Origin of the sequence: Neorhizobium sp. T25_13 (genome assembly GCF_002968675.1) — a bacterium.
GTDB classification, from domain to species: Bacteria; Pseudomonadota; Alphaproteobacteria; order Rhizobiales; family Rhizobiaceae; genus Neorhizobium; species Neorhizobium tomejilense.
On the sequence record NZ_PVBI01000022.1, the window covers coordinates 20,015 to 42,484 of the forward strand.

Here is a 22,470-nt window from a genome sequence, read left to right on the forward strand (position 1 = left end):
TGGCGATCTTAAGCATTTGGCGATAAAGCGAGGGGGCACCCCCCTTATCGGTATCCCATGCGACGTTTTCTTCTTTGTGCTTTTCTTGCCCTTCTCCCGGTCGTGGCAACGGCTGAAAACATGCCGGCGCCACAGAAACCTGCGGCCCAGAATGCTGTACACGCTCCCAAACTGGTCGAGCCGCATCTGCATGTCGCGCGTTCGGGCAATGCCGTTCGCCCCCGTGTGGCGCTGACCTTCGATGCCTGCATGGGCCAAGCCGACGAGCGCATCCTTTCGACGCTTGTCCGGGAGAGAATTCCGGCGACGATCTTCGTCACGGCCCGCTGGCTGAGAAACAACCCGCAGTCGGTCGCAATCTTTCTGCAGAATCTCGACCTCTTCGAACTGGAAAACCACGGCCAGAACCACGTGCCGGCGGTCGATGTGCCGGTCCTGATCTACGGCATCGCCGCTGCCGGATCGCCGGAAGCGGTTCGCCAGGAAGTGGCAGGCGGCGTCGATGCCATGCTGGCGGCGGGTTTTTCCGCACCACGCTGGTTCCGCGGCTCGACCGCAAAATATGATCCTTCGGCCATACGCCAGATCCGCGATATGGGCTATCGGGTCGCCGGTTATTCGCTGAACGGCGACGGCGGTTCCCTGCTCGGTGCCGACGTCACCGAAAAACGCATCGCCGCCGCCAAGGACGGCGATGTCGTCCTTGCACATATCAACCAGCCCACTCATGCGGCCGGCGAGGGCGTGGTCCGCGCGCTCGTTGCCCTGAAACGGCGTGGCGTCGAGTTCGTACGCCTTTCCGACGTGGATGGCATTGGCGACGACAACACGACCCAGTGAGGGCGCGGTCTCTCGGACCATTTTAACCCTTGAATACAGATCGGGGAGAGACGGATCCGTCTCTCCCCGATCTCGTTTCGGCAATGGGGGCATTTACCGGACGACCTGCACGACCGTGCGGGTCTGCGGATCGACGATGACGCGCTGTTCGTTCACCACCGCATAGGCGTATTTCGGGCTGTCCGGAACCGGGGTCAGCACGACGGTCTCGGGGATGGGCTTGCCGACGGCGATCTTCTCCTTGATGACGACGGGCGATGCCGGGGCGGGGGCCTGTTCCACATAGGTAACGACGCGTTCCGGTGGCGGGTCGATGGCGGTCCCGGCAACTGCGCCGGCAACGCCACCGACGGCAGCACCGACCGGGCCTCCTATGATCGCACCGGTGACAGCGCCGCCGGCCGCACCATTGACGGTGCCTTGCTGGGCCGAGGCAACAGGTGCGAGGACGCCGAGCATTGCGGCGGAAAGAATAAGGATCTTGGTCTTCATTGATGGTTCTCCTTCTAGGTGTTGTGACGCGGACGAACGGTTTGCGCCGCGTCTTGGAGGCGATCGAGGCTGCTATCTCGTGACTGGCGCAGGCGGCTCGATCGACGGCAGGGTCACGTCGATGCCGATGTCGCGGTTTGCGAGGTAACCGCTTTCGAACAGGAAGAGCGCGCCTCCGATGACCACGATCAGCAGGATGGCGGCGACGGCCCACCCGCCGCCGCCCGTATGGATCACTGTCGGTTCCCGGTCACTCATCGTTTTCTCCCGCGTTCAGCGCTCAGCCGACCAGGATGTAGACGATCTCATGGCTCGAGGGGTCGACGATGATGATCCGGCCGTCTGCCAGCACGAAGTACTGGTAACCGCGATAGGCCGGTACGATCTCCACGATGCGCGGCGGCAGCGGATGCAGCTCCACGGTTGTCGGAACGGCGACACCGACATCGACATTGATATCGACATCGACCGGCTCGACCTTGTTCTGGACGAGGATATTGCGCACCTCCGTCTTCTGTTCGGCCGAGATATTGATGCTGCCGGTCGTCTCGCTAGAAGGTTTGTCGGTGGCAGCCTGATCGGAACTGGGTTGCTGGGCGCCGCTATTCTGGCGGGCAGTGTCGTCGGTTGCCGGCTTGCCGGCATCCGTTCCAGAGCCCGAAGTGGCGGTCGTGGAACTGCCGCTCTGGTCGGCAGGTTTCTGCTGCGCAGTATTGTCGGTGGCGGGCGACTGGGCGTCGCCGGCCTGCGTCTTCGTGGTATCGCCGGATTTCTCCTGAGCCGCCCTATCACCCTTCGGCTTAAGGCGCTGCTGGTCACCGCCCTGGGCCTGGGCGTTCATTTTGTCATTACCGCCGGTCGAACCCTGTGGCTGTTGTGTCGTGGCGCCCATATCCTGCTGCGGTTGAGCCTGTTTGGCGCCGGACGAACCGTCCGAGCCTGGGGTGCCTTTGCGTGGCAGGATGGGAGCCGCGGCGTCGCTCTTGTCCTGAGCCTGACTTTGAGCGATCACCGGTACCACCGACAGCGTCGATCCGGCCAGGAGCGCTATCGCGAGCGTGTGTTTCATTGACGGTTTCATGATGTTTCCTCTATTTTCTGGTTGACCTGCGAACCCGTGGGTGGGCCGCACTCACACCTCGAACTTCCGCTGCCCTGGCTCGTTCCGGGATTCGGGCTTCAGTCGGGCAGGGCAGGACTTCAGGCCGATCATTTTTTGGGCCTTTGGTCTGATGGGGCGGGGTAAAGGTCCAAGGGGGGATGAAATCAAGGACCCGCGCTGGTAGGGTGCAGCTGATCCTGGAGGTTTTTCAGGGGTTTCCGTCACGGACCACCGCATGTTCCCGGCCAGATGGCTATCGATCCCCGTCGCGGCTTTGTCTGCATTGCCATTTTGGGAGCGCTTGTCGTCCGATGGGATCAAACCCGGTTCCTGCGCGATCATCGGTCCTTTTGAGCGCAGAACCTTGCCCGCCGACCGTCCCTGTCACGGTCGGCGGGCTCTTTGACCGCGAATTAGGGCTTCGGAACCATAAGGCAGGCCTCCGGTTTAGACTTGCATAACGGTTCAAAAATGCCCCAAGCAGGAGATGGTCAGCCAGGAGCCAAGAGATGCCGATCCGTAGAATGCTTTTCTTGAGCGGAGCGCTCACCGTCATTCTTGCAACCGTGCTGCCTTTGAAGGTTGTGACCGGTGCGGACGGCTTGCTGCGCGTCACGCTGTCGAGCGTTGCGGCCCAGGACGGCAATGGCAATGGTGGGGGCGGGGGCGGAAGCAACGGTGGAAACGGCGGCGAAAACGGTAGCGGCGGTTCCGGTGGGGACAGCAACGGCAACGGGAACGGGAGTGACAATGCCGGCGGCAATTCCGACAATAACGGAAACGGTTCCGGCAACGGCAATAGCGGCGGCAACGGAAATGGTAACAGCGGCGGAACCGATACCGGCACCGGTGGGACCGCCGGAACCGGTACAGGTGCAGGATCGGCCCCGGCAGGCCCAACCACAACGCCGCGCAGCGCAACCGCTGCTCCCGCGCGGCCCGCGGTCCCGGCTGCTCCGGCTCCGGCTGCTCCCGCGAAAGCCGCCGTCGAGGTCGATGTTCGGGGACCCTCGATCACCGTCCGGCATCACAACGGCGCGACAGAACGGATATCTCAAGGCCGTTACGAGATGCGGGATTCGCATTCCCGCACGATCGTCAACCGGACCGCGACCCCCTCGGATACCTCAAGACTACGGTCGTTCGGCCGCTGATCGTTGATCGGTCGCATCGCGAAGAGCGAGCGCCGCCTCCGTCCGGTTGGTCACCTTCAGCTTCGAGAGGATGCGGGTCATGTGGTGCTTGACGGTCTTTTCGTGAAGGTCGAGTTCTCGCGCCACCCGCTTGTTGCTCAGTCCGGATGCCACGAGGCTCAGAACCTCCTGTTCGCGATCGGTCAGTTCCGACAGAAGGTTCGGCTTAGCGGGCGCTTCGCTGGAAGCCGATAGGCCGGCGATCAGTCGAGCCGAAAGGGCAGGCGAAACATAGCTCTCTCCGGATGCCACGGTTCTGACCACGTCTGCCAGCCCTCTCGAGCCGACACCCTTGAGAACATAGCCCTTTGCGCCGAGCTTCAGTGCCGTCGCAATGTCTTCGCTTGCCTCCGAGACCGTCAGCATGACGATCTTGAGGTCTGGGCAATGATCGAGCGCTTCGGCAACGGCCTCGAGACCGTTTCCGGGCATGGAAATGTCCATCAGCATCACGTCCGGGCACAATTCCCGCACGATGCGCAGCGCGTCGTCGCGCGAACCACCTTCGCCGACCATCTCGAAATCCTCGATCTCGCCGAAGCTGCGCGTCACTCCTTCGCGGAACAACGGATGATCGTCGACGACCGCAATCTTTATTCCTGCCATCAGGTCTGCTCCATTTCCTGCACGTTCAGCGACATTCTGAGCGTGGTTCCGTCCTTCGATGTGATGATCTCGAATGTGCCGCCGAGGCTTTCGATCCGCTCCCTGAGCCCTGCGAGCCCGAGACCCTCCGGGCGTATGTGTTGGGGGTCGAAACCCGGCCCCCGATCAGCAACTTCGACTACAACGTTGCCGTCGTCGAAACTCTGGCGGACGCTCTGATCGATGCCGCCGCCATGCCGGAAACCGTTGTTAAGCGCTTCCTGCACGAAGCGATAGATGCAGATCTTGGCCGAGGGCGAAAGCGGTCGTGATCCGCTCGATACCGACAGCGCGACGGCGACGCCCGTACGCTGCCGGTGCGCGTTGACGGCCCGCTGCAGCACCTCCGGCAGCTCCGCAGTCTCGATCTGCGGCAGAACCAGGCCGCTGCAGATGCTGCGGATCTCGTCCATCGCCTCGTCGAGGCGGGCCTTGATGGTGGTGACCTCCGCTTCGCGGGCGGTCGGCGGCGTTGCGGGATCGGTCAGGAGCCGGCTGTCCACCCGCAGTGCCGCATAGGCGACAAGCTGGGCCGGCCCGTCATGCAGGTCGGCGCCGAGCCGGCGCAGATAACTCTCGTTGAGGGCGGTGGCGCGCCGCGAGGCCCGCTGGGCCCGCGCGTGAAGAGCTTCGTTCTGCGAAAGCAGGTCGGAGAGTTCAGCAACCCGCTGCGTCAGCGCCTGTCGCTGATGGTCGATCGTGCGGCTGCCGCGGAAAACGATCGCCGAAAGGATCAGGAAGAAGGCGAGCGTGACGCCGGCGACCGCCGCCCAGCTTCGAAGCTGGGCCTGATAAAGGCTTCGCTCGAAATCGCCCGCAACCTCGTAGAACTCCGAGACCGCGACGACCTCTCCAGACCAGGGCTGCAGGATGGGATTGTAGATTTCGAGAAGTGGCATGCCGGTCGCCCGCTCGATCTTGTTTTCGGGGTCTTCGGCCAGACCGAAGCGCGCCACCATCTGCCCGGAAAATGCGGTTTGCAGGCCTTCACTCGGCCCGAATTTCTGTCCCACCATGCTTTTGTCCGTCGCATAGAGGATCGTGCCGTCCCTGCGCCAGAGCCTGAAGGATATGACCTTGCCGCCGAGGGCGCCCTGGCCGAAGGTTTCGTCGAGCGCGCGCGTGGTGACGTCGTCGAGCGTCTGGTTGGTCTTCATGTCGGGAAGCAGCGGAGCGATGATGCTGTCGACATAAAGGGCGGTGGAAGCCGCCGAATTGCGGGTGACCGCCGCCTCGATCAGGCTCGTCACATAGGCCCCGACCAGAAGCATCGCCGCGAAGGCAACCAATCCACCCGCCAGCAGAAACTGCCGGGCGAGGGATTGGTCGTTCCAGCGATCAAGAATTGCGCACAACGGCAATTGGCACGGCTCCGGTTTTTTCGGCAGCTCGCAGATTGAACCGATGCCCTGTAACGCGCAAAGTCTAAATCTGTTGCACGGACGCTAGATCTAAAGCCGGATAGTCTGCCAAGCAATAGGAAAAATGACACGACGATGCGGTGGACTTTCACCTGCAAGTGGAGGTAAGTATTGCCGGCGCAGAGTAGGATGCAGTTGCGGCCTCTACAAGAATGATATGGACAATGGATCTTTGAATTGATAAACGCGGGCTTCGTATCGGCAGCGCCCGATGGGGAAATTTGGTCCCGCCAGTTTCCGTTATTCGTGTCTGAGTGGGATGAGGTCCGCTTCTCCCTTGCTTGGGATGGGCAGGAGTGCGACGTGCTGTTCGTCTACGACGTGCTGCCGAAGCCTTTACCCGCCGTCAAAGCATCGTATCGGGTCTTTGTTGCTTCGGAACCCAGCACGGTTAAAACCTATCGTCGAGGATTTTTGTCCCAGTTCGACCTTGTGTTGACGACGGATATCGGGACGCGTCATCCGAATGTCAGGTTGTCGCAAGTTGGACTGCCATGGCATGTCGGGATTTGGGAGAAGCCGGGGCAGCTGAAATCGCGAGGTATTGGCTGGTCCGAGTTCGAAACCTTTCGCCCGGTTAAGACGAAACAGGTTTCCATTGTCTCGTCCAACAAAGCCTATACCCAAGGGCATCGCGATCGACTTGCATTCGTCGAGCGCATAAAGTCATATTTCGGCAATGAGATCGACGTTTTCGGGCGGGGGATCAACGAATTTACCGACAAGGTGAATGTACTTTCGGATTATCGATATCACATCGCGATCGAAAACTCGACATTTGATCACTACTGGACGGAAAAGCTTGCTGATCCATTTCTGACGCTTACCTATCCGATCTATCACGGCAGCAGAAACATCCTGGAGTATTTCCCCGAAGAGGCCCTGACGAGGATCGACATCCTCGATCATGAGAACGCCGTTCGGGTGATCAAGCACGTGATCGAATCCGACACGGCGGAACGCGCCTTGCCCTATCTGGAGGAATCACGTCGCCGGGTTCTCAACGAGCACAATCTGTTTGCAATCCTCTCGGGAATTGCCAAGGAAGTTGTCGGGCAGCGTAATGGGGCCGCACCTCCGAGGATATCGTCCCTGAAGCCGGAGAAGTCGTTTCGGCCGAAAAGCCTGAAGCTCCGGAACTCGATCCGGAAACGGGTTCAACAGCTCGCCGACTTGTTCAGGTAGCCGCATCGCGCCTGCTGACCGAGCCCGAGTCGTCACCGAGACGTTAGTCGCAAGCATCATCATGCATTGACAACGATATGCGCCGAAAGCAGAAAGCTAACCTGAAATCACAGCCGGTGACTGGTATATGGCAGAAGATAATGCGCTTGAAATCGTCGTCGTCAACCTTGAGCGCTCCGCCGACCGTCGCGCAAAGATGATCGAGACGCTTGGGCCACTCGGCCTGCCCTACAGCTTTTTCGATGCCGTCGAGGGCCGTAACGGACATCCGCTTTTCGAAAAATTCGATCCGAGGCTTGCAGAAATCAGGCGCGGCTTCATCCTCAACGCTGGCGAATTAGGTTGCTACGCCAGTCATTACCTGCTCTGGGAACGGAGCGTCAGGGACGACAAGGCCCTGCTGATCTTCGAGGACGACGTCTCCATCGACGGAAATTTCCTCGAGGCATACCGGTATGCTGCGGACAAAATCGGGACATACGGGCTCATACGGTTTTCCGGGCACAAGCAGCGCAGTTTTCGTGTTTGTGAAACGTCCGGGTCCGGCATGGAGATTATCCGATTCAAGATAGGGCCGCATGGCACCTCATGTTACGCGGTGTCTCCGGAGGCGGCTGCCAAGCTTCTGGCAAAGGCCGATGTGTGGTTCGAGCCGGTGGATTGCCATCTGGACCGTTTCTGGACACACGGCGTCGGCAGTTACGGCATTTCGCCCTTGCCGGTGACCCACACCGCAGAAGCGGCCGAGCAATCCGACATCTGGCAGGGCACGACGCGCGAGCGCAAGTCGCGACGCTTCCGCAAGCTGAGGGCCATCTACCGGGCCGGCGACGATATCGGCCGCTTTGTCTGGAATTTACCTAACATCGGGCGATGGCAGCAGCGAAAGAGCAACCTATGATCATCACGCGTATCCTTGGTGGCCTGGGCAACCAGATGTTTCAGTATGCGGCCGGCCGTGCCCTGGCGATTGCGAACGAAGCCGAGCTGAAACTGGATCTGATCGAGATGGCCGCGTACAAGCTGCGGCCCTTCGCCCTAGATCAGTTCAACATAAAGGCAGCGATCGCGAAGCCCCATGAAGTCCCTGCAAAACCGAAAAGGGGCTTCTTCCGCAAGGTCGCGTCGGCCTTCAAGCATGACCGCTTAAGCTGCGAGCGGATCGTCGAGAACGGTCTCTCATTCGATAGCAGGATCCCAACCTTACGCGGATCGTTGCATCTTTCCGGCTATTGGCAGAGCGAACAATATTTCGCATCATCGGCTGACGCTATACGCAGCGACTTCAGTCTGAAGTCTCGGTTGAGCCCTGCGCGACAAGACGTACTCGCCCGGATCCGCGCCGCCACCACGCCGGTTTCCATTCATGTCCGGCGTGGTGACTACGTCACAAGCCCTTCGGCAAATGCAGTTCACGGCACATGCGAGCCGCCTTGGTACCACGAGGCGATGCGCCGCATGCTCGACCGCGCCCGCGACGCCTCATTCTTCGTCTTTTCGGACGAACCGCAATGGGCAAAGCACAACTTGCAATCATCGCGCCCAATGGTTTTTATCGAACCCCAGGACGATGGCCGGGATTGGGAGGATATGCACATTATGGCTGCATGCCACGCGCATATCATAGCTAATAGCTCGTTCAGCTGGTGGGGCGCATGGCTTAACCCGCGCCCGGATAAGCATGTGATTGCGCCGAGGCAATGGTTCCGCGCATCCGACAGGGATGACAGGGACATCGTTCCGGCCAGCTGGGAACGCCTGTGAACGGCATGAGGACAGGGCTATCGGATGATTGCCGCCATTATGCGAAGCGGCGAGCGCCACTGCCGCTCTAATTTAGCTCATTCAACGACAAGCGTATCGGACGATTGCAGGTTGTTCAGGCGGGCATAAAGGCCTTCCTTGCGCTTTGCGAGCTCTTCGTGCGTACCTTCTTCAACCGCACGGCCTTCATGCATGACAATGATCTTGTCAGCGTTGACGATCGTCGACAGGCGATGGGCGATGACGACGACGGTCCGCCCCCGCATAGTCGAATCGAGCGCTCTTTGTACGGCTGCTTCGGATTCATTGTCGAGCGCGGAGGTCGCTTCATCAAGGAGTAGGATGGGTGCGTTGCGGACCAATGCGCGGGCGATGGAAAGCCGCTGCCGCTGCCCGCCCGAGAGGGTCATGCCGTTTTCGCCGACAGGCGTGTCGTAACCCATCGGTTGCGCGAGGATAAAGTCATGGGCATAGGCCTGCCGCGCGGCCTCCTCGACTTCCGCATCGGTGGCCTCCGGCCGTCCGTAGCGGATGTTGTCGCGGATTGTCCCTTCGAATAGATAAGGCTGTTGCGTCACATAGGCGAGGGCATGCCGCAGCGACGCCTTGGTAACACCAGCTATATCCTGTCCGTCGATCAGAATCTGACCTTCGGCGGGATCATAGAAACGCGGTATTAGCGAGATGATAGTTGACTTTCCGGCACCGGAGGGACCGACCAGCGCCGTCGTCTTGCCGCCTTCCGCGATCAGGCTGACTCCTCGCAGGATGGGTGTGCCATTTCCATAGGCGAAACCGACGTCCTTCAGTTCGATTTGCGCATTGGTGATGATGAGATCCGGTGCGTCCGGTTTTTCCCGCTGCAACGGCTGCATATCGAGCAAGCTGTAGATCATCTTGGCGTTGACGACGGCGCGTTCAATCTGGACCTGCATTCTGGCAAGCCGGCGGGCAGGATCGTAAGCCATCAGAAGCGCTGTGATGAAGGCGAAGAACGCACCAGGCGGGACATTGTCATAGATCGAGCGGAACGCTGCGTAGGCGATCACGCTGGAGATCGCCACGCCGGCGAACGTCTCGGTGAGCGGTGCGGTGCGCTCCGAGAGGCGGGCAATACGGTTGCTTTGCCTTTCGGAGGTCTCGATGATGCGTCGAACCTTCTGCTCCAGTTGCTGCTCCATCGTGAATGCCTTGACCACGGTGATACCCTGGATCGTTTCCTGCATGGCGCCAAGCACCTTGCTGCCCACCTCGACCGCTTCGCGCGTCACGCTGCGCAGCCGCTGTGACACGTAGCGGAGCGCAAAAATCAAAGGGGGCGCCACGGCAAACACGATCAGCGAGAGCACCCAGTCCTTTGAAACCATGACGGCAATCAGCGAGACAAGGGTTAGCAGATCGCGGGCGGTCGACGTGATGATCAGGTTGAGAACATCTCTTATGCCGCCGATGTTCTGGCTGAGCTGTGCGGCAAGATGCGCGGAACGAGCCTCTGCGAAAAAGCCGACCGAAAGCTTCATGAGATGCGAAAACAGGCGCTGCTGATAACGGGCAACGATATTGTTGCCTATCTTGGAAAGCGTCACAGCCTGACCATAGGTCGCAAGGCCGCGAATGACGAAGGCCGCAAAAATCGTTCCACAGATCACCAGGACCATATCTGCACGCTTGTTTGCGAAAGCCTCGTTGACTACCGACTCCATGATCCAGGCGGTAAAGGCAGTGGACATGGCGGTCCCAACCAGACAGAAGATCGCAAAGGCATAGCCACGGATATGATCCTTGCCGTTTTCGGCGATCACCCGTTTTAGGACGCTGGTCACAGTATCCGAGTCTACATGGTGTTTCTTATTTTTCTTGGCGTTCAATAGGGTTTCCCGCTCCGGCAGGCTCGCCGGAAGTTTGCGCATATGCGGGCGTATTAAACGTTTGTCGTTCATTTTGCCACCTTCGGAAAGACGATTCCGACTGCCTGTTGCATTCCCGCAAAGGGATGGGCGATGGCCTGAGCCTGCGCAGAACCATGCGATGCTCGACGAAAGGACCGAAGCTTCAACGCCTTGGTGTCCTTTTTCGACCGGGTGGCAACCGATCTCCGCGCTAATATTGAACACCTTGAACGGGAGGGGAGTTGGGGTGACCACAGCGCAACGCCCACGGGCTCGCGCCAAGCCCAAGCAAAACGTCGCGGCCTCTCTGCCGAGAGGGGTGGGCTTTATCCAACTAGGACCCGTTGCAATTTCACCGATGCCGACACGGCGCAATGCATATCTTGGGTCCAGAGTGAACAACGATGTCATGAGCGGTGCTTGCAAACAGCGCCCATGGAATAAATAGCCTAGCCACAAGGCTAATACCGAGTTCGACCGGAACCAGATGTTAATTTGATCTTTCACAATCAGGGGCAGTGGATATTCGAACACCGTCCGGGCGGCCACGCTTGCTGCCACGCTTCCCGTAACCCTCGATATCATAAAATGCGCGGTTCACATACCTTATACGCGGATCATCGACATACCGGGAAGCTGCGGCCAAGGCCTGGCGGGGACTGCAACCGGGTTGAGCATATCTGCGCTCAGATCGTCTATCCTCACGATAATATCGCCTGTCATCGCCCGGCCTCACGATTCTAACACCGCCGTCGCGGAGGTCGAATTCCATTTGGGCCGCTGCGGGTCCAGGCAGGATGCTCGTTCCCAAAAGCAAGGCCGACATGCCCACCAGCGCGGCAAATTGTTTCGCTTTCATCGCTTTCTCCAATGTTGGACCGCACATATAGCGTCAGCAAGATGAACGGGAGCACAACAAATTCATCCTTCCAATCCCAGGGGCGGTCGCTTGCCCGCAAAAACTAAGCGTTTCCAACAATGTTCCATGTGGGAATTGCGTGGCACAGAGTTCGAACCACCCGCTTAAATTCACGGCCCAAACTCTTAGCGACCACCTGCTGGAAACAAATTGATGAGATCACAATCATCCTACAGGTTGAACGTCACGCCGGCGAACTGCCCATAAAGTGAGCGCGAAGTCGACGAAGCTTCCGTTCGTACTTCATACGGCCCATAGTAAGCGGGTAAAGCAGCAGATAGCCGATCCGAAACGATATCGGACCGATTGATAGGAATTGGCGCAACATCGTGCGTTCGAAGATCGATGCACGTCTCTCCTTCACCGCGCCTAATGGACGCGGGGGGGGCGACCTTTTGAACACGCGGCTGGGTCCACCAAAAACAATCGGTAGTCGGCTGAGGCACTCAGTCAGCATCATCACGTCCCCGGGGGCGCCATAGGCAGAGAATGTCCTAAGGCTTTCCGGGGTGATCGCATCTCGTGGGAATATGCCATAGATGATATTTGCCTTCCCAAGGTTCGCGGGTTCGATAGCAAATGCTAATCGACGCCACCAAGCCGGGCCTATATATTGCATTGCCCGCCCATTGGCTTGATGGGCCATGTTCTGCCCCTCATAGGTCACCATTTGCACGTGGCCAAAAATAATAGCATGCTGGGCTTTTGCCACCGGCACCAGGACAGAAAGCCAATCGCCATCGATCCAATCATCATGAGCCATCCACTTGAACAATGGTGCGGTTGCCTGCTCAAAAACAAAGCGGAAGTTATCAGCGACGCCAATACTCTCTGACTGCCTGAAGTATCTGACCCTGTTATCCCGACTTGCAAGCTCACGACAGGTTTTTTCGGTCTCATCAGTTGACGCGTTGTCGGAGATAATAAGTTCAAAATCCGAAAACGTCTGCTTTAAAATTGAATCTATAGCGGACCGGAGATGCTGCCCTCCGTTATAAACAGGGAGCCCGATACTGATTTCTGGCATTCTCACCTCCGCCTTCACATTCATAAGCCCGCCGATGCCAGATGGTACCAATCATCCGAGCTTGTAGCCGCCGCCGCAAAGCACAAGTTCTTGCTTCCGTGCCCGGCGAAAAGGGATGTAGAGGTGCAATCCGATCCGACTTGCTCAAACTTTCATGGCAGAGCATTGGATAACAATCAACTCGACTATTGCCGAACGGCATCAGATCTTTCTACTACCAGGCGCCGAACCTACCATTCGCGGTACACGCGCCCATAGCCTCTCTGAAACATGATTTGATCAAGTCTCCCGTTCGATTTTGTATAATTGGGTTCGACGCAAGAAAGGTAGCTGCATCCCTATCGAAATCAAAGGATGACAAGACATCTGGCTCGTTTCCTGATCGTGTCCCATCTCGTGGTGTAGCTACTGACATCCACGGCGTATTCCGGGCTTGGCCGGAGGGAGTATCAGCGCGCCACTGCTGGTAGGCTGATGAGAGGATCATCGCTCATTTGTCCGATGGTTTCCAGCGTCATGTATCGGGCACGTTGGACGGCCCACTCATCGTTCTGTTCGAGCAGGAGCGCGCCGACGAGCCGGATGATCGCATCATCGTTGGGAAAGATGCCAACGACCTCAGTTCGTCGTTTGATCTCACCGTTGAGCCGCTCGATGGGATTGGTGCTGTGAAGTTTAGCCCAATGCTGCTTAGGAAAGGTCATATAGGTGAGCACTTCGCTTTCGGACTCGTCCATGAGATGGGCAAGCTTCGGCACTTTCGGCCGGATCTGATCAGCAACGCTGCGCCACTGGATGCTCGCTGCCTCCGGCGTCTCCTGGGCAAATGCCGTGGCGATGAAGGCAGAAACGACACGCCGCCCGCTCTTTCCAGCATGCGCCAGGGCTTTCCTCATGAAGTGAACCCGGCATCGTTGCCAGGTCGCATTGAGCACCTTGCTGACGGCGGTCTTGATGCTCTCATGGGCATCGGAAACGACGAGTTTGACGCCTCTCAAACCTCGGCGGGTCAGTTTGCGAAGGAATTCCGTCCAAATCGGCTCGGCTTCGGACGTACCGATCTCCAGCCCAAGCACCTCTCGACGTCCATCGGCATTGACGCCGACAGCGATGATCGCCGCGACCGACACGATGCGGCCACCACGTCTCACCTTCAGATAGGTGGCATCGATCCAGACGTACGGCCATTCGCCCTCGATGGGTCGGTCGAGGAAGGCTTTGACCTTGACGTCGATCTCCTCGCAAAGCCTGGAGACCTGGCTTTTCGAGATGCCCGACATGCCCATGGCTTTGACAAGGTCATCGACCGAACGCGTCGAGATGCCCTGGATATAAGCCTCCTGTATGACGGCAGTCAGAGCCTTTTCCGCCATGCGGCGTGGCTCTAGGAAGCTCGGGAAATAGCTGCCTGTTCGCAGCTTTGGAATCCGCAGCTCCACCGTTCCAGCACGTGTTTCCCAATCGCGGTCGCGATAGCCGTTGCGCTGGGCAAGACGAAGCCCGGTCTTCTCACCATAGCCAGCACCCGTAGCAGCGCCCACTTCTAATGCCATCAACTTTTCGGCGGCAAAGCCGATCATCTCGCGCAGCAAATCCGCATCAGCGCTCTTCTCAACAAGCGAGCGCAGGTTCATCATATCGTCGGTCATCGGTGGTGTCCTTCAGGTTGGCTCTAAGCAACCCGACCCTACCGGAAATCACCGATGGCTATGAAACCCAGCTACACCACTCGCTGGGACACGATCCGTTTCCTTCGGTGTCGACGCTGATGAACGATTTTCTCGGGAGAGGCGTAGGTTCAGAGGAGATCGTTGAGGCCAATGGTGCTCTGCGCAATCTCCACGCTTTCTTTGCGCCCGGCCTCCGCATGCTGATCGCTAAACGCTCTGTCCGCCATCGCTGACCACTCAGGCTCATCGGAGACAAAACCGCATGACCACAGATTTGCATGTGGCCGCATCTACGGGACGGGTGTCCGAGTGAATGCCTGCGCATGACCGGAAGATGGCCCCCGAATTCGATACGAACTGAATAAAATAGGCAAACTCAAGAGGTTCGAGCCGCGCGCTGCCGAACCCTTCAGGGGGACACTAACCGCGCCTGACTAGAGGCGCGGTTACCCATTCATAACGCTGAAAATCTCGTTCACCCTTCTTAGGGCCTGGAGCGTTCACAATCAGGTGCTGTCGATATCCGAACACCGTCCGGACGGCCCCGGTTTCTGCCGCTTTTGCCATAGCCGTCGATGTCATAGTAGGCGCGGTTCACCGACCGGATCCGTGGGGCGTCGAGCCATCTTGAAGCCGCACTCAGCGCTTGGCGCGGGCTGCAACCTCGATAGGCGAACCTGGGGTCATATCGGCGATCCTCCCGGTATTCATCCCGATAGTATCTCCTATTGTCGTAGGATCGCCCGCCGCCGATTCCGAACTCAAATTCCACCTGAGCAACTGCCGGATTAGGTACAATGCTCGTGCCGGTAAAAATGGCGACCAAGCCCGCCAATATTGCGATGTAATTTGCTTTCATCTTATCCTCCCAAATCGCTCTCGGAAGAGAGCCTCCATTGTTGTGCGTTATGAACGGGAACCCGATGGATTCGTTCCAGCCGACAACTGTCGAAGCTGCATCGCGCTCCCATCAGATCGCCCTGTGTTGCCTGTTGACGGTGCCAAGCTCCAGTTGCGGCAGGGTTCCCATCCGCGAGCACATAGTCACGACCTCGACTGGATCAAGAGAGTGGCTTTGTGGGTTCCTCGAATAGCGGCGTTCAGGATGCGGACGAGCCGGTCGGCGTCCGGATCACTACCCGCGGCGGCCACGACTGGACGCATCGCTTTCCCGCCATCGTCGATCCGGTGAAGCCACTTCGCACAACCACCATGATCATCGACGGGGAGTCGGTGGTGCTCGACGAGCGGGGCGATGAGATTTCGGCCTGCTGCAGAATCCCTGGGGCGCCCCCGGCAAGGCAGGCGGCAAGCTGCCTTGCCGCAACTCGATCCTCTACGCTTCGATCTGCTCTATCTCGACGGGCACGATCTGCGCGGCTTGGAATATCCCTGGATCTCATGCGGGCTTGCGTGGAGTACGCTAACCATGGCTCCCGATGACTAACTAACTGCTGTAAATTTCCCAAAGGGCAACTCGCAAAAATGCCAGTCACCCAGTGAAGGCTTCCAGTTCTCAAGAACCATGGCCTATATTGCGGGCTCAACTGGTCGAGCAAGCCAGCCGCAGGTTATGGCACAACGCCGGAGGATATCCTGTACCGACAGACAGCAGTCGCTGCAGAATCCGGATGGGTCAGATATTCGTCGGTTCGACACTTGGCGAGACGGCGAACTGCAAATGGATCGATAAGAATGAGCCCTTGGATGGAGAAGGCCGTAGTCGTTTACTATTTGGCCGTTTCGTTGATTGCGTTTCGTGCAGTAAGCAGATTTTATTTTATCGCAACGCATATCGATATCGCCGATCCATTCGCAAATTGCGGCGCGAGCTATCTAACCGGAAGTCTTCTTTGGTTGTCCATGGCTACATTGTCAGTGTTGCTGCATATGGTGATTGGCGATTTTTACTACTCCAGCAACGGTGAGGGTCCATACGGTCCGTTGCCAATTGCCCAGCGTCGAAAGGCTCCACCAGGGAGACGCATCGTCCCATACGTTGCGAATTTCGCGGTCATTGCGAGCATTGGCATCGCTGGAGTGTCAATCGGCGTCCAAAATTCACCCCTTATCGGCATCCAATTTTGACCCCCTGGTGGTGTAGATCAGCGCTTGGCCTGCCCGGCGCTGGCCGGGGTTGCAGAGGGTAGGTCAAGCGCGGGTGATGATCGTCTTCGGCTTTAGCTTTGAGAGCGGTTCTTGAAGCGCCAGGACTCGTTTCCGGTTTCAACGATCTCGCAATGATGGGTCAGACGGTCCAGAAGTGCTGTCGTCATTTTGGCGTCCCCGAACACTGATGGCCATTCGCCGAACGCCAGGTTCGTGGTGACGATGATCGACGTGCGCTCGTAGAGCCTGCTGATCAGATGGAACAGGAGTTGGCCGCCCGCCTGGGCAAAGGGCAGATAGCCGAGTTCGTCGAGAATGATGAAGTCGAGGCGGTTGAGATAGTCGGCCGTCCGCCCTTGCTTGCCGCTGCGCGTTTCCGTTTCCAACCGATTGACCAGATCGACGACGTTGAAGAAGCGCCCGCGTGTTCCGTTGCGGATCAGTGCACGGGCAATCGCGATGGCGAGATGGCTCTTTCCGGTTCCCGTGCCACCGACGAGGACGACGTTACGCTGATCGGCGACGAAGGTGCCGGTAGCCAGCTCCCGCACCAGGGATTCATTGACCGGCGTATCGGTGAAGTCGAAATCGTCGATGTCCTTGGCGAGGGGCAGCTTGGCGATGCTGAGTTGGTAGCGAATAGAGCGGGCCTGCTTCTCGGCGATCTCCGACTGCAAGAGATCACCGACGATGCGCGGCGGTTCGTGCTGCCGTTTGATGCCGTTGCCCATGACCTCGTCGTAAGCGCTACGCATTCCATAGAGCTTCAGCGTGCTCATCAGTTCGAGAATCTGTGTGCGTTCCATCAGCTTGCCCTCCTGAGGCTGTCATAGCGTGCGCAGTCGGCGACCGGTTCATGGGTCAGCCGCAGCGCATCCGGGGTTTGCAGGGTTGCGGCCGGAGCCGGATCACGGCTGCGGGCCAGAATGTTGATAATCACCGAGGCCGAGCAGACGCCGTGATCCAAAGCCTCCTGGCAGGCAGCATCGACAGCCGCCAGACCGTCGGTGGGAACACAGCCGAGGATGGTGACCATTTGCCGATCACCATCATGGACGCTCTTCAGCCGGCGGCGCACCTTCTCCATCGCTGCGGGTAAGACCCATTCCCGGAACGGCGCACCATTGCGCAAAGCACCAGGTTTACGAGCTAGAACAGGGACATAATGCCAAGGATCGTAGATCGTCTCGCCACGGCCAAAGCAACGAGGATGCTCACCGACATTCACGCCATCCTGCCGGATCACGATCTTCTCGGCATAGGCATGAACCTCAACAGGGCGGCCGACAGCCGTTGAGAGGACAGAGTATTTGTTGTTGTCGAAGCGGACTGTGCAGGTCTTCGACACCGAGGCCGGGACACAGTGGAAACCATCGAACGGGCCGACGTAATGTACGAGGCTGCCGCGCTCCTCCTCGAGCATCTGCCAGATCATCCGCTCGGTTTGCTCGGGATGGCGGTGTGCCTTGGCGTAGGCGATGCACTTATCGAGCAGCCAGACGTTCAGCTCTTCCAGGCTTTTGACGCGAAGGCGTGGGGTGAAGAAGCGTTCGCGCACGAGGCCAACCTGGTTCTCGACCTGTCCCTTCTCCCATCCGGATGCGGGCGTGCAGGCAACGGGATGGACCAGATAGTGGCTGCACATCTGCAGGAAGCGGCGATTGTATTGTCGCTCCTTGCCGACGAACACCGCCTCGACCGCAGTCTTCATGTTATCGTAGATGCCGCGCGTGCAGGTGCCACGGAAGAAGGCGAAGGCCTTGTCATGGGCATCGAACACCATCTCCTGGCTCTCGCGCATATAGGCTCGGGCGAACATCATCCGGCTGTGGCAGAGCCGGACGTGCGCGACCTTCACGGTCGTCGTCACCCCGTTGACCAGAATGATCTCGTGGCTCCAGTCGAACTGGTAGGCTTCGCCTGGCGCGTAATAGAGGGCACATAGGCTTCCGCTGTCACGGCTCCCCGGTTCTTCGCCCAGGTCTTGGCATATCGCCGGATCGCGTCATAACTGCCATCGTAGCCGAGTGCCCGAACCTCCTCGTAAATCCGGATCAGCGTTAGCCGTTCACGCGACGGCTTGCCCTCATTCGCTGTCAGAAACCACTCGATCTCGGCCTTCCACGCTCCGATCCTTGGCAGCGGTTGCCGCTCTCGTTCATAGGTAAAATCGGTCTCGTCGGAACGCAGAATCTTGCGAACCGTGTTGCGCGACACGTGGAGTTCCCGGACAATCTTCTTCACCGACCAGCCCTGCACATGGAAGGCCCGTCGAACACGCGCAATCGTATCCACTCGCTTCAACTCCCGCTCCATCCGCCGCTAAAAGCCGGATGGTCAGATGAAATCTGAGGGGGGGCAAAATTGGACGCCGATTACCCCGACAAGGGGGTCAAATTTGCACGCCGGAACACACTATGGGGAACCGCCTGTGGTCCTGCCCGCAACGCCGCGTGTTCGCGTTCTTGGCCGCAAGCATTTCCGTGAAAAGGGTTTTGGTGTGCCGGGGGTCTTTGGTGCGGAGAGATATGGAATAAATGTCCTTACCGACCTTCTCGGTAAGATCCCTCGGGACCCGCATTCGAAAATAGTAGACGCTGTCTGGCGACTTCGTGGGGTTAGGCATCAAATGGACCATGTTCACGACCCGTGTGTATGACCGGGGTCGTCTCTAGCGATTTGATAGCATTCATCATTTTGATTTTGACGGCAAAAGTAATGGTGCTGCTAGAGAGATTTGAACTCTCGGCCTCTCCCTTACCAAGGGAGTGCTCTACCCCTGAGCTATAGCAGCGTCAGCCGGCGCGAAAGACCCGCGTCGTCGGCAGCGGCCTATTGCCATAGGTTCACCGGCAGCGCAAGCCGCAAATTCCAAGTTCTTTGCCAACGAGTGGGAAAAACGTCGCTTCCGCTTTCAAGAATCCCGCTTTTTGGGTATGGAGAGCCATGGCGAATGATGAAGAACGGCACGATCCAGAAGGCGCAGATATCGGCGAAGGCCGCGGCGACCGGGCTCGCAAGGCGGCTGCAGCGCGCGAGGCGCAGCGCAAGGCAAAGGCTGCGGCCAAACTTCGCGAGAATCTGATGCGCCGCAAGACCCAGGCGCGGGCGCGCCGGGCGGGCGAGGAGGATTCGACGGAAGGGCTGCCTGCCGCAAAAACGGACGAATCATCATAGCTTATGCGCCGAGACGGGGCAGCGGGCAGGCTATTCGGGCAGGCATTTCAGCAATCATTGAAGCAGCGGCGGATTTCGTCTAAGGACGCCACCTTTCGCGCTCAGAAGGAAGAGTTAAAACTTATGGATCGCATCAGAATTGTGGGCGGCAACGAACTCAAGGGCACCATTCCGATCTCGGGAGCGAAAAACGCCGCTCTGCCGCTGATGATCGCTTCCCTTCTGACGAGCGATACGCTGACGCTCGAAAACGTGCCGCATCTGGCCGACGTGGAACAGCTCCTGCGCATCCTCGGCAATCATGGCGTCGATGTCGCCGTCAATGGCCGCCGCGAGCGTCAGGAAGAGAGTTATTCCCGCACCATCAACTTCACCTGCCGCACCATCGTCGATACGACCGCTCCCTATGAGCTGGTCTCGAAGATGCGGGCGAGCTTCTGGGTCATCGGGCCGCTGCTCGCGCGCGAAGGCCAGGCGCGCGTTTCCCTGCCGGGCGGCTGCGCCATCGGCACGCGTCCTGTGGATCTCTTCCTCGAAGGCCTGCAGGCGCTCGGCGCCACCCTGGAGGTCGACGGCGGTTATGTGAACGCCACGGCGCCGAAGGGCGGCCTGATCGGCGCCCGCTACGTCTTCCCGAAAGTGTCGGTCGGCGCGACGCACGTGATGATGATGGCGGCGACGCTTGCCCGCGGCACAACGGTGATCGAAAACGCCGCACGCGAGCCGGAGGTCGTCGATCTCGCAAAGTGCCTGACCGCCATGGGCGCCAAGATTTCCGGCGCCGGCACCCAGACGATCACCATCGAGGGCGTCACCTCGCTCTCGGGCGCCCGCCATCGGGTCCTGCCGGATCGCATCGAGACCGGTACCTATGCCATGGCGGTTGCGATGGCCGGCGGCGATGTCGTGCTCGAGGGCACCGAAGCTTCGCTGCTCGACAACGCTCTCGACACGCTGCGGCTGGCCGGCGCCCATATCACCGAGACGGAAAGCGGGCTGCGCGTCGTGCGCAACGGCAACGGCATCCAGCCGGTCGATATCACCACCGAGCCGTTCCCGGGTTTCCCGACCGACCTGCAGGCGCAGTTCATGGCGCTGATGACCCGGTCTTCCGGTGTCTCCAACATTACCGAGACCATTTTCGAGAACCGCTTCATGCACGTGCAGGAACTTGCCCGCCTCGGCGCCAGGATCTCGCTCTCCGGGCAGAAGGCTCGGGTCGAAGGCGTGACGCGGCTGAAGGGCGCCCCGGTCATGGCAACCGACCTGCGCGCTTCCGTCTCGCTGGTCATCGCCGGCCTTGCCGCCGAAGGCGAGACCATGGTCAGCCGTGTCTATCACCTCGACCGCGGTTTCGAGCGGCTGGAAGAAAAGCTTACGCGCTGCGGCGCCGTGGTCGAACGCGTCAGCGACTGATCGATCCGCAAGGCTGATATTTTGCAAAGGGTGGTCGGGGCTTTGCCCTTGCCGTCCTTTTTTGCGTTTCTATCTCTTTGAGACGTCCATCCCTTTCCCGCCTCATATCGTTTGATCCGGCACCCTACGGAGATTTCCCCATGACCGATACTCAAGCCCCCGTCTGGTTCATTACCGGCTGCTCCACCGGCTTTGGCCACGAACTCGCCAAGCTGACGATCGAGCGCGGCTGGCCAACCGTCGTCACCGCCCGCGGCAAGGATCGGGTCGCCGATCTGGCCGATGGCAAGGATCACGTCCTGGCACTCGATCTCGACGTGACGGACATGAAGCAGATTTCTGATGCGGTTTCCGCCGCCGAAGAGAGGTTCGGCCGCATCGACGTGCTGGTCAACAATGCCGGCTACGGTTATCAGGCATCGATCGAGGAAGGCGAGGAGGACGAGATCCGCGCAATGTTCGACGCCAACGTCTTCGGCCTGTTCGCCATGACCCGCGCCGTGCTGCCGGGCATGCGTGCGCAGCGCAAGGGCCATATCCTCAATATCACCTCGATGGCCGGCTTCATGGGCCTTGCGAGCTCCGGCTACTACGCGGCGAGCAAGCATGCAGTCGAAGGTTTTTCCGATGCGCTCGCCCACGAAGGCGCGCCGCTTGGCATCAAGGTCACCTGCGTCGAGCCCGGTCCGTTCCGCACCGACTGGGCCGGGCGCTCCCTGAAGCAGACGCCGAGCACGATCGCCGACTACGCCGAGACCGCCGCCGCCCGCATGGGCGCGACCTCCGGCTATAGCGGCCGCCAGCCGGGCGATCCGGTGCGCGCCGGCGAGGCGATGATCGCCGCGACCGAAGCGGATCAGGCGCCCCGCCACCTGGTATTAGGGGCCATCTGCTATAACGCCGTCACCCAAAAGCTGAAGGAGCGCTTGACCCAGATCGAACTCTGGGAGGAAATCAGCCTGTCAGCCGATTTTCCCACGTGAATTCGATGGCGGTGGGGTCTGCTGGCGACCTATCGATTGACGTTACCGAGATCGAAAGCGTGGCGGGGCGCGTCGGGGATGGATTTGGTCGTCATTTGGTTCACTCGGAACGCAGGGCGCCTCCCTAAGAGGCGGCCCTGCTGTTTGCATCTCTGGTGACGATTTAGAGCCTTCCCTCTGCAAGCAGCTCGCGGGTCCGCTTCAGCGTCGACAGCAGAGCGGACTTGTAGCCATTATCGCTGTCGAACTGCGCCTGTTCGGCCTGTTCCTCTGGGCCGTTCGGTTCCTTGCCGCGCAGGCCGAGGTAGCAGTAGAACCGAAGCTGCAGTGCGCCGGCTTCATCCTCGAATAGTTCGTTGACGATGGCGCCTTCGCGCGGACCGGTTGCCTGGAAGAACGTGACCTTGCTCTGCGGTTCAAGGGTGATGATTTCGCGAAGGTCGGAGCCGGCGATGGTGGCTTCGCGCACGAAGTGTGTCGCGCTTTCTTCCACGACGTCGCAGCGGGTGCAGAGACCGGGCGGGAGGAACAGGCGCGCATCGCGCGCCTTTAGTTCCAGGCCTTTCCAGATCTGCTCGCGGGTGAGCTTTGTTTCGCCTTCCGGATTTACCGGGACGATGGCGGTCGAATAGATCATG

General features: G+C 59.3%; 20 protein-coding genes, 1 tRNA gene and 2 pseudogenes. 10 read left to right on the forward strand and 13 right to left on the reverse strand.

What is annotated here, in order from left to right; all coding sequences use genetic code 11:
• Positions 1–57 precede the first annotated feature (57 nt).
• A complete protein-coding gene (locus C5J22_RS28855; RefSeq protein ID WP_105441060.1) occupies positions 58–840 on the forward strand; it encodes a polysaccharide deacetylase family protein in 783 nt (260 codons plus the stop codon).
• Positions 841–933: 93 nt separating this feature from the next.
• Here the strand turns inward: C5J22_RS28855 and C5J22_RS28860 are convergent, their stop codons facing one another.
• The 3 genes from C5J22_RS28860 to C5J22_RS28870 all read right to left on the reverse strand — a co-directional run bounded on the left by C5J22_RS28860 (position 934) and on the right by C5J22_RS28870 (position 2,413).
• On the reverse strand, positions 934–1,332 hold the full coding sequence (locus tag C5J22_RS28860) for a DUF1236 domain-containing protein (RefSeq protein ID WP_105441061.1): 399 nt from the start codon (positions 1,330–1,332) through the stop codon (positions 934–936).
• A 72-nt stretch (positions 1,333–1,404) separates the two neighbouring features.
• Positions 1,405–1,590, reverse strand: coding sequence for a hypothetical protein (locus C5J22_RS28865; RefSeq protein ID WP_105441062.1), 186 nt, complete (start codon positions 1,588–1,590; stop codon positions 1,405–1,407).
• Positions 1,591–1,612: 22 nt separating this feature from the next.
• Positions 1,613–2,413, reverse strand: a complete 801-nt coding sequence (locus C5J22_RS28870; RefSeq protein WP_105441063.1) for a DUF1236 domain-containing protein — start codon at positions 2,411–2,413, stop codon at positions 1,613–1,615.
• A 530-nt stretch (positions 2,414–2,943) separates the two neighbouring features.
• On the opposite strand from C5J22_RS28870, the gene C5J22_RS28875 reads away from it, so the two are divergent.
• Entirely contained in the window at positions 2,944–3,588 is a 645-nt protein-coding gene (locus C5J22_RS28875) for a hypothetical protein (protein ID WP_105441064.1), read from the forward strand.
• On the opposite strand, the gene C5J22_RS28880 is transcribed toward C5J22_RS28875, so the two are convergent.
• Both C5J22_RS28880 and C5J22_RS28885 read right to left on the reverse strand, forming a co-directional pair.
• A complete protein-coding gene (locus C5J22_RS28880; protein ID WP_172746815.1) occupies positions 3,568–4,236 on the reverse strand; it encodes a response regulator transcription factor in 669 nt (222 codons plus the stop codon). The two genes, C5J22_RS28875 and C5J22_RS28880, sit on opposite strands and share 21 nt — an antisense overlap.
• Positions 4,233–5,627 carry a sensor histidine kinase gene (locus C5J22_RS28885; protein WP_245440577.1) on the reverse strand — a complete coding sequence of 465 codons (1,395 nt, stop codon included), beginning with the start codon at positions 5,625–5,627 and terminating at the stop codon, positions 4,233–4,235. The genes C5J22_RS28880 and C5J22_RS28885 overlap by 4 nt, the downstream gene beginning before the upstream one ends.
• Before the next feature lie 369 nt (positions 5,628–5,996).
• Between C5J22_RS28885 and C5J22_RS28890 the strand changes: the two genes are divergently transcribed.
• The 3 genes from C5J22_RS28890 (at position 5,997) to C5J22_RS28900 (ending at position 8,642) form a co-directional block, all read left to right on the forward strand.
• The gene (locus C5J22_RS28890) at positions 5,997–6,878 is read left to right on the forward strand and encodes a glycosyltransferase family 10 domain-containing protein (protein WP_172746813.1); all 882 of its coding nucleotides are present in this window, start codon (positions 5,997–5,999) and stop codon (positions 6,876–6,878) included.
• Positions 6,879–7,005: 127 nt separating this feature from the next.
• Positions 7,006–7,779, forward strand: coding sequence for a glycosyltransferase family 25 protein (locus tag C5J22_RS28895; RefSeq protein WP_105441068.1), 774 nt, complete (start codon positions 7,006–7,008; stop codon positions 7,777–7,779).
• Positions 7,776–8,642, forward strand: coding sequence for an alpha-1,2-fucosyltransferase (locus C5J22_RS28900; protein ID WP_172746814.1), 867 nt, complete (start codon positions 7,776–7,778; stop codon positions 8,640–8,642). The genes C5J22_RS28895 and C5J22_RS28900 overlap by 4 nt, the downstream gene beginning before the upstream one ends.
• A gap of 77 nt (positions 8,643–8,719) precedes the next feature.
• Here the strand turns inward: C5J22_RS28900 and C5J22_RS28905 are convergent, their stop codons facing one another.
• The 3 genes from C5J22_RS28905 to C5J22_RS28915 form a co-directional block, all read right to left on the reverse strand.
• The gene (locus C5J22_RS28905) at positions 8,720–10,552 is read right to left on the reverse strand and encodes an ABC transporter ATP-binding protein (protein WP_371412682.1); all 1,833 of its coding nucleotides are present in this window, start codon (positions 10,550–10,552) and stop codon (positions 8,720–8,722) included.
• Between the two features lie 1,082 nt (positions 10,553–11,634).
• Positions 11,635–12,477: a glycosyltransferase family 2 protein gene (locus C5J22_RS28910; RefSeq protein ID WP_205837239.1), complete on the reverse strand. Its 843-nt coding sequence runs from the start codon at positions 12,475–12,477 to the stop codon at positions 11,635–11,637.
• A gap of 449 nt (positions 12,478–12,926) precedes the next feature.
• On the reverse strand, positions 12,927–14,126 hold the full coding sequence (locus tag C5J22_RS28915; protein WP_105441071.1) for an IS256 family transposase: 1,200 nt from the start codon (positions 14,124–14,126) through the stop codon (positions 12,927–12,929).
• Positions 14,127–15,260: 1,134 nt separating this feature from the next.
• Here C5J22_RS28915 and C5J22_RS31830 point away from each other — a divergent pair.
• Positions 15,261–15,537, forward strand: a pseudogene (locus C5J22_RS31830) (ATP-dependent DNA ligase); the annotation flags it as partial.
• Between the two features lie 317 nt (positions 15,538–15,854).
• Positions 15,855–16,235 carry a hypothetical protein gene (locus C5J22_RS28930; protein WP_105441072.1) on the forward strand — a complete coding sequence of 127 codons (381 nt, stop codon included), beginning with the start codon at positions 15,855–15,857 and terminating at the stop codon, positions 16,233–16,235.
• 92 nt (positions 16,236–16,327) lie between these two features.
• On the opposite strand, the gene istB is transcribed toward C5J22_RS28930, so the two are convergent.
• The 4 genes and pseudogenes from istB to C5J22_RS28950 all read right to left on the reverse strand — a co-directional run bounded on the left by istB (position 16,328) and on the right by C5J22_RS28950 (position 19,050).
• Complete coding sequence (istB, locus tag C5J22_RS28935) at positions 16,328–17,062, reverse strand: IS21-like element helper ATPase IstB (protein WP_105441073.1); 735 nt, start codon at positions 17,060–17,062, stop codon at positions 16,328–16,330.
• Positions 17,004–18,560 (reverse strand): annotated as a pseudogene (istA, locus tag C5J22_RS28940) (IS21 family transposase). Before istA ends, istB begins: the two are co-directional and overlap by 59 nt.
• A gap of 88 nt (positions 18,561–18,648) precedes the next feature.
• Positions 18,649–18,894 carry a DUF6538 domain-containing protein gene (locus C5J22_RS32125; RefSeq protein ID WP_371412681.1) on the reverse strand — a complete coding sequence of 82 codons (246 nt, stop codon included), beginning with the start codon at positions 18,892–18,894 and terminating at the stop codon, positions 18,649–18,651.
• An 81-nt stretch (positions 18,895–18,975) separates the two neighbouring features.
• A tRNA-Thr gene (locus C5J22_RS28950) sits at positions 18,976–19,050 on the reverse strand.
• 152 nt (positions 19,051–19,202) lie between these two features.
• Here C5J22_RS28950 and C5J22_RS28955 point away from each other — a divergent pair.
• The 3 genes from C5J22_RS28955 to C5J22_RS28965 all read left to right on the forward strand — a co-directional run bounded on the left by C5J22_RS28955 (position 19,203) and on the right by C5J22_RS28965 (position 21,832).
• On the forward strand, positions 19,203–19,433 hold the full coding sequence (locus tag C5J22_RS28955) for a hypothetical protein (RefSeq protein ID WP_105441075.1): 231 nt from the start codon (positions 19,203–19,205) through the stop codon (positions 19,431–19,433).
• A 123-nt stretch (positions 19,434–19,556) separates the two neighbouring features.
• Positions 19,557–20,849 carry a UDP-N-acetylglucosamine 1-carboxyvinyltransferase gene (murA, locus tag C5J22_RS28960; RefSeq protein ID WP_046669444.1) on the forward strand — a complete coding sequence of 431 codons (1,293 nt, stop codon included), beginning with the start codon at positions 19,557–19,559 and terminating at the stop codon, positions 20,847–20,849.
• Between the two features lie 140 nt (positions 20,850–20,989).
• A complete protein-coding gene (locus tag C5J22_RS28965; protein ID WP_105441076.1) occupies positions 20,990–21,832 on the forward strand; it encodes an oxidoreductase in 843 nt (280 codons plus the stop codon).
• A gap of 163 nt (positions 21,833–21,995) precedes the next feature.
• Here C5J22_RS28965 and C5J22_RS28970 read toward each other — a convergent pair whose 3' ends face one another.
• Positions 21,996–22,469 carry an SRPBCC family protein gene (locus tag C5J22_RS28970; RefSeq protein ID WP_105441077.1) on the reverse strand — a complete coding sequence of 158 codons (474 nt, stop codon included), beginning with the start codon at positions 22,467–22,469 and terminating at the stop codon, positions 21,996–21,998.
• Position 22,470 lies beyond the last annotated feature (1 nt).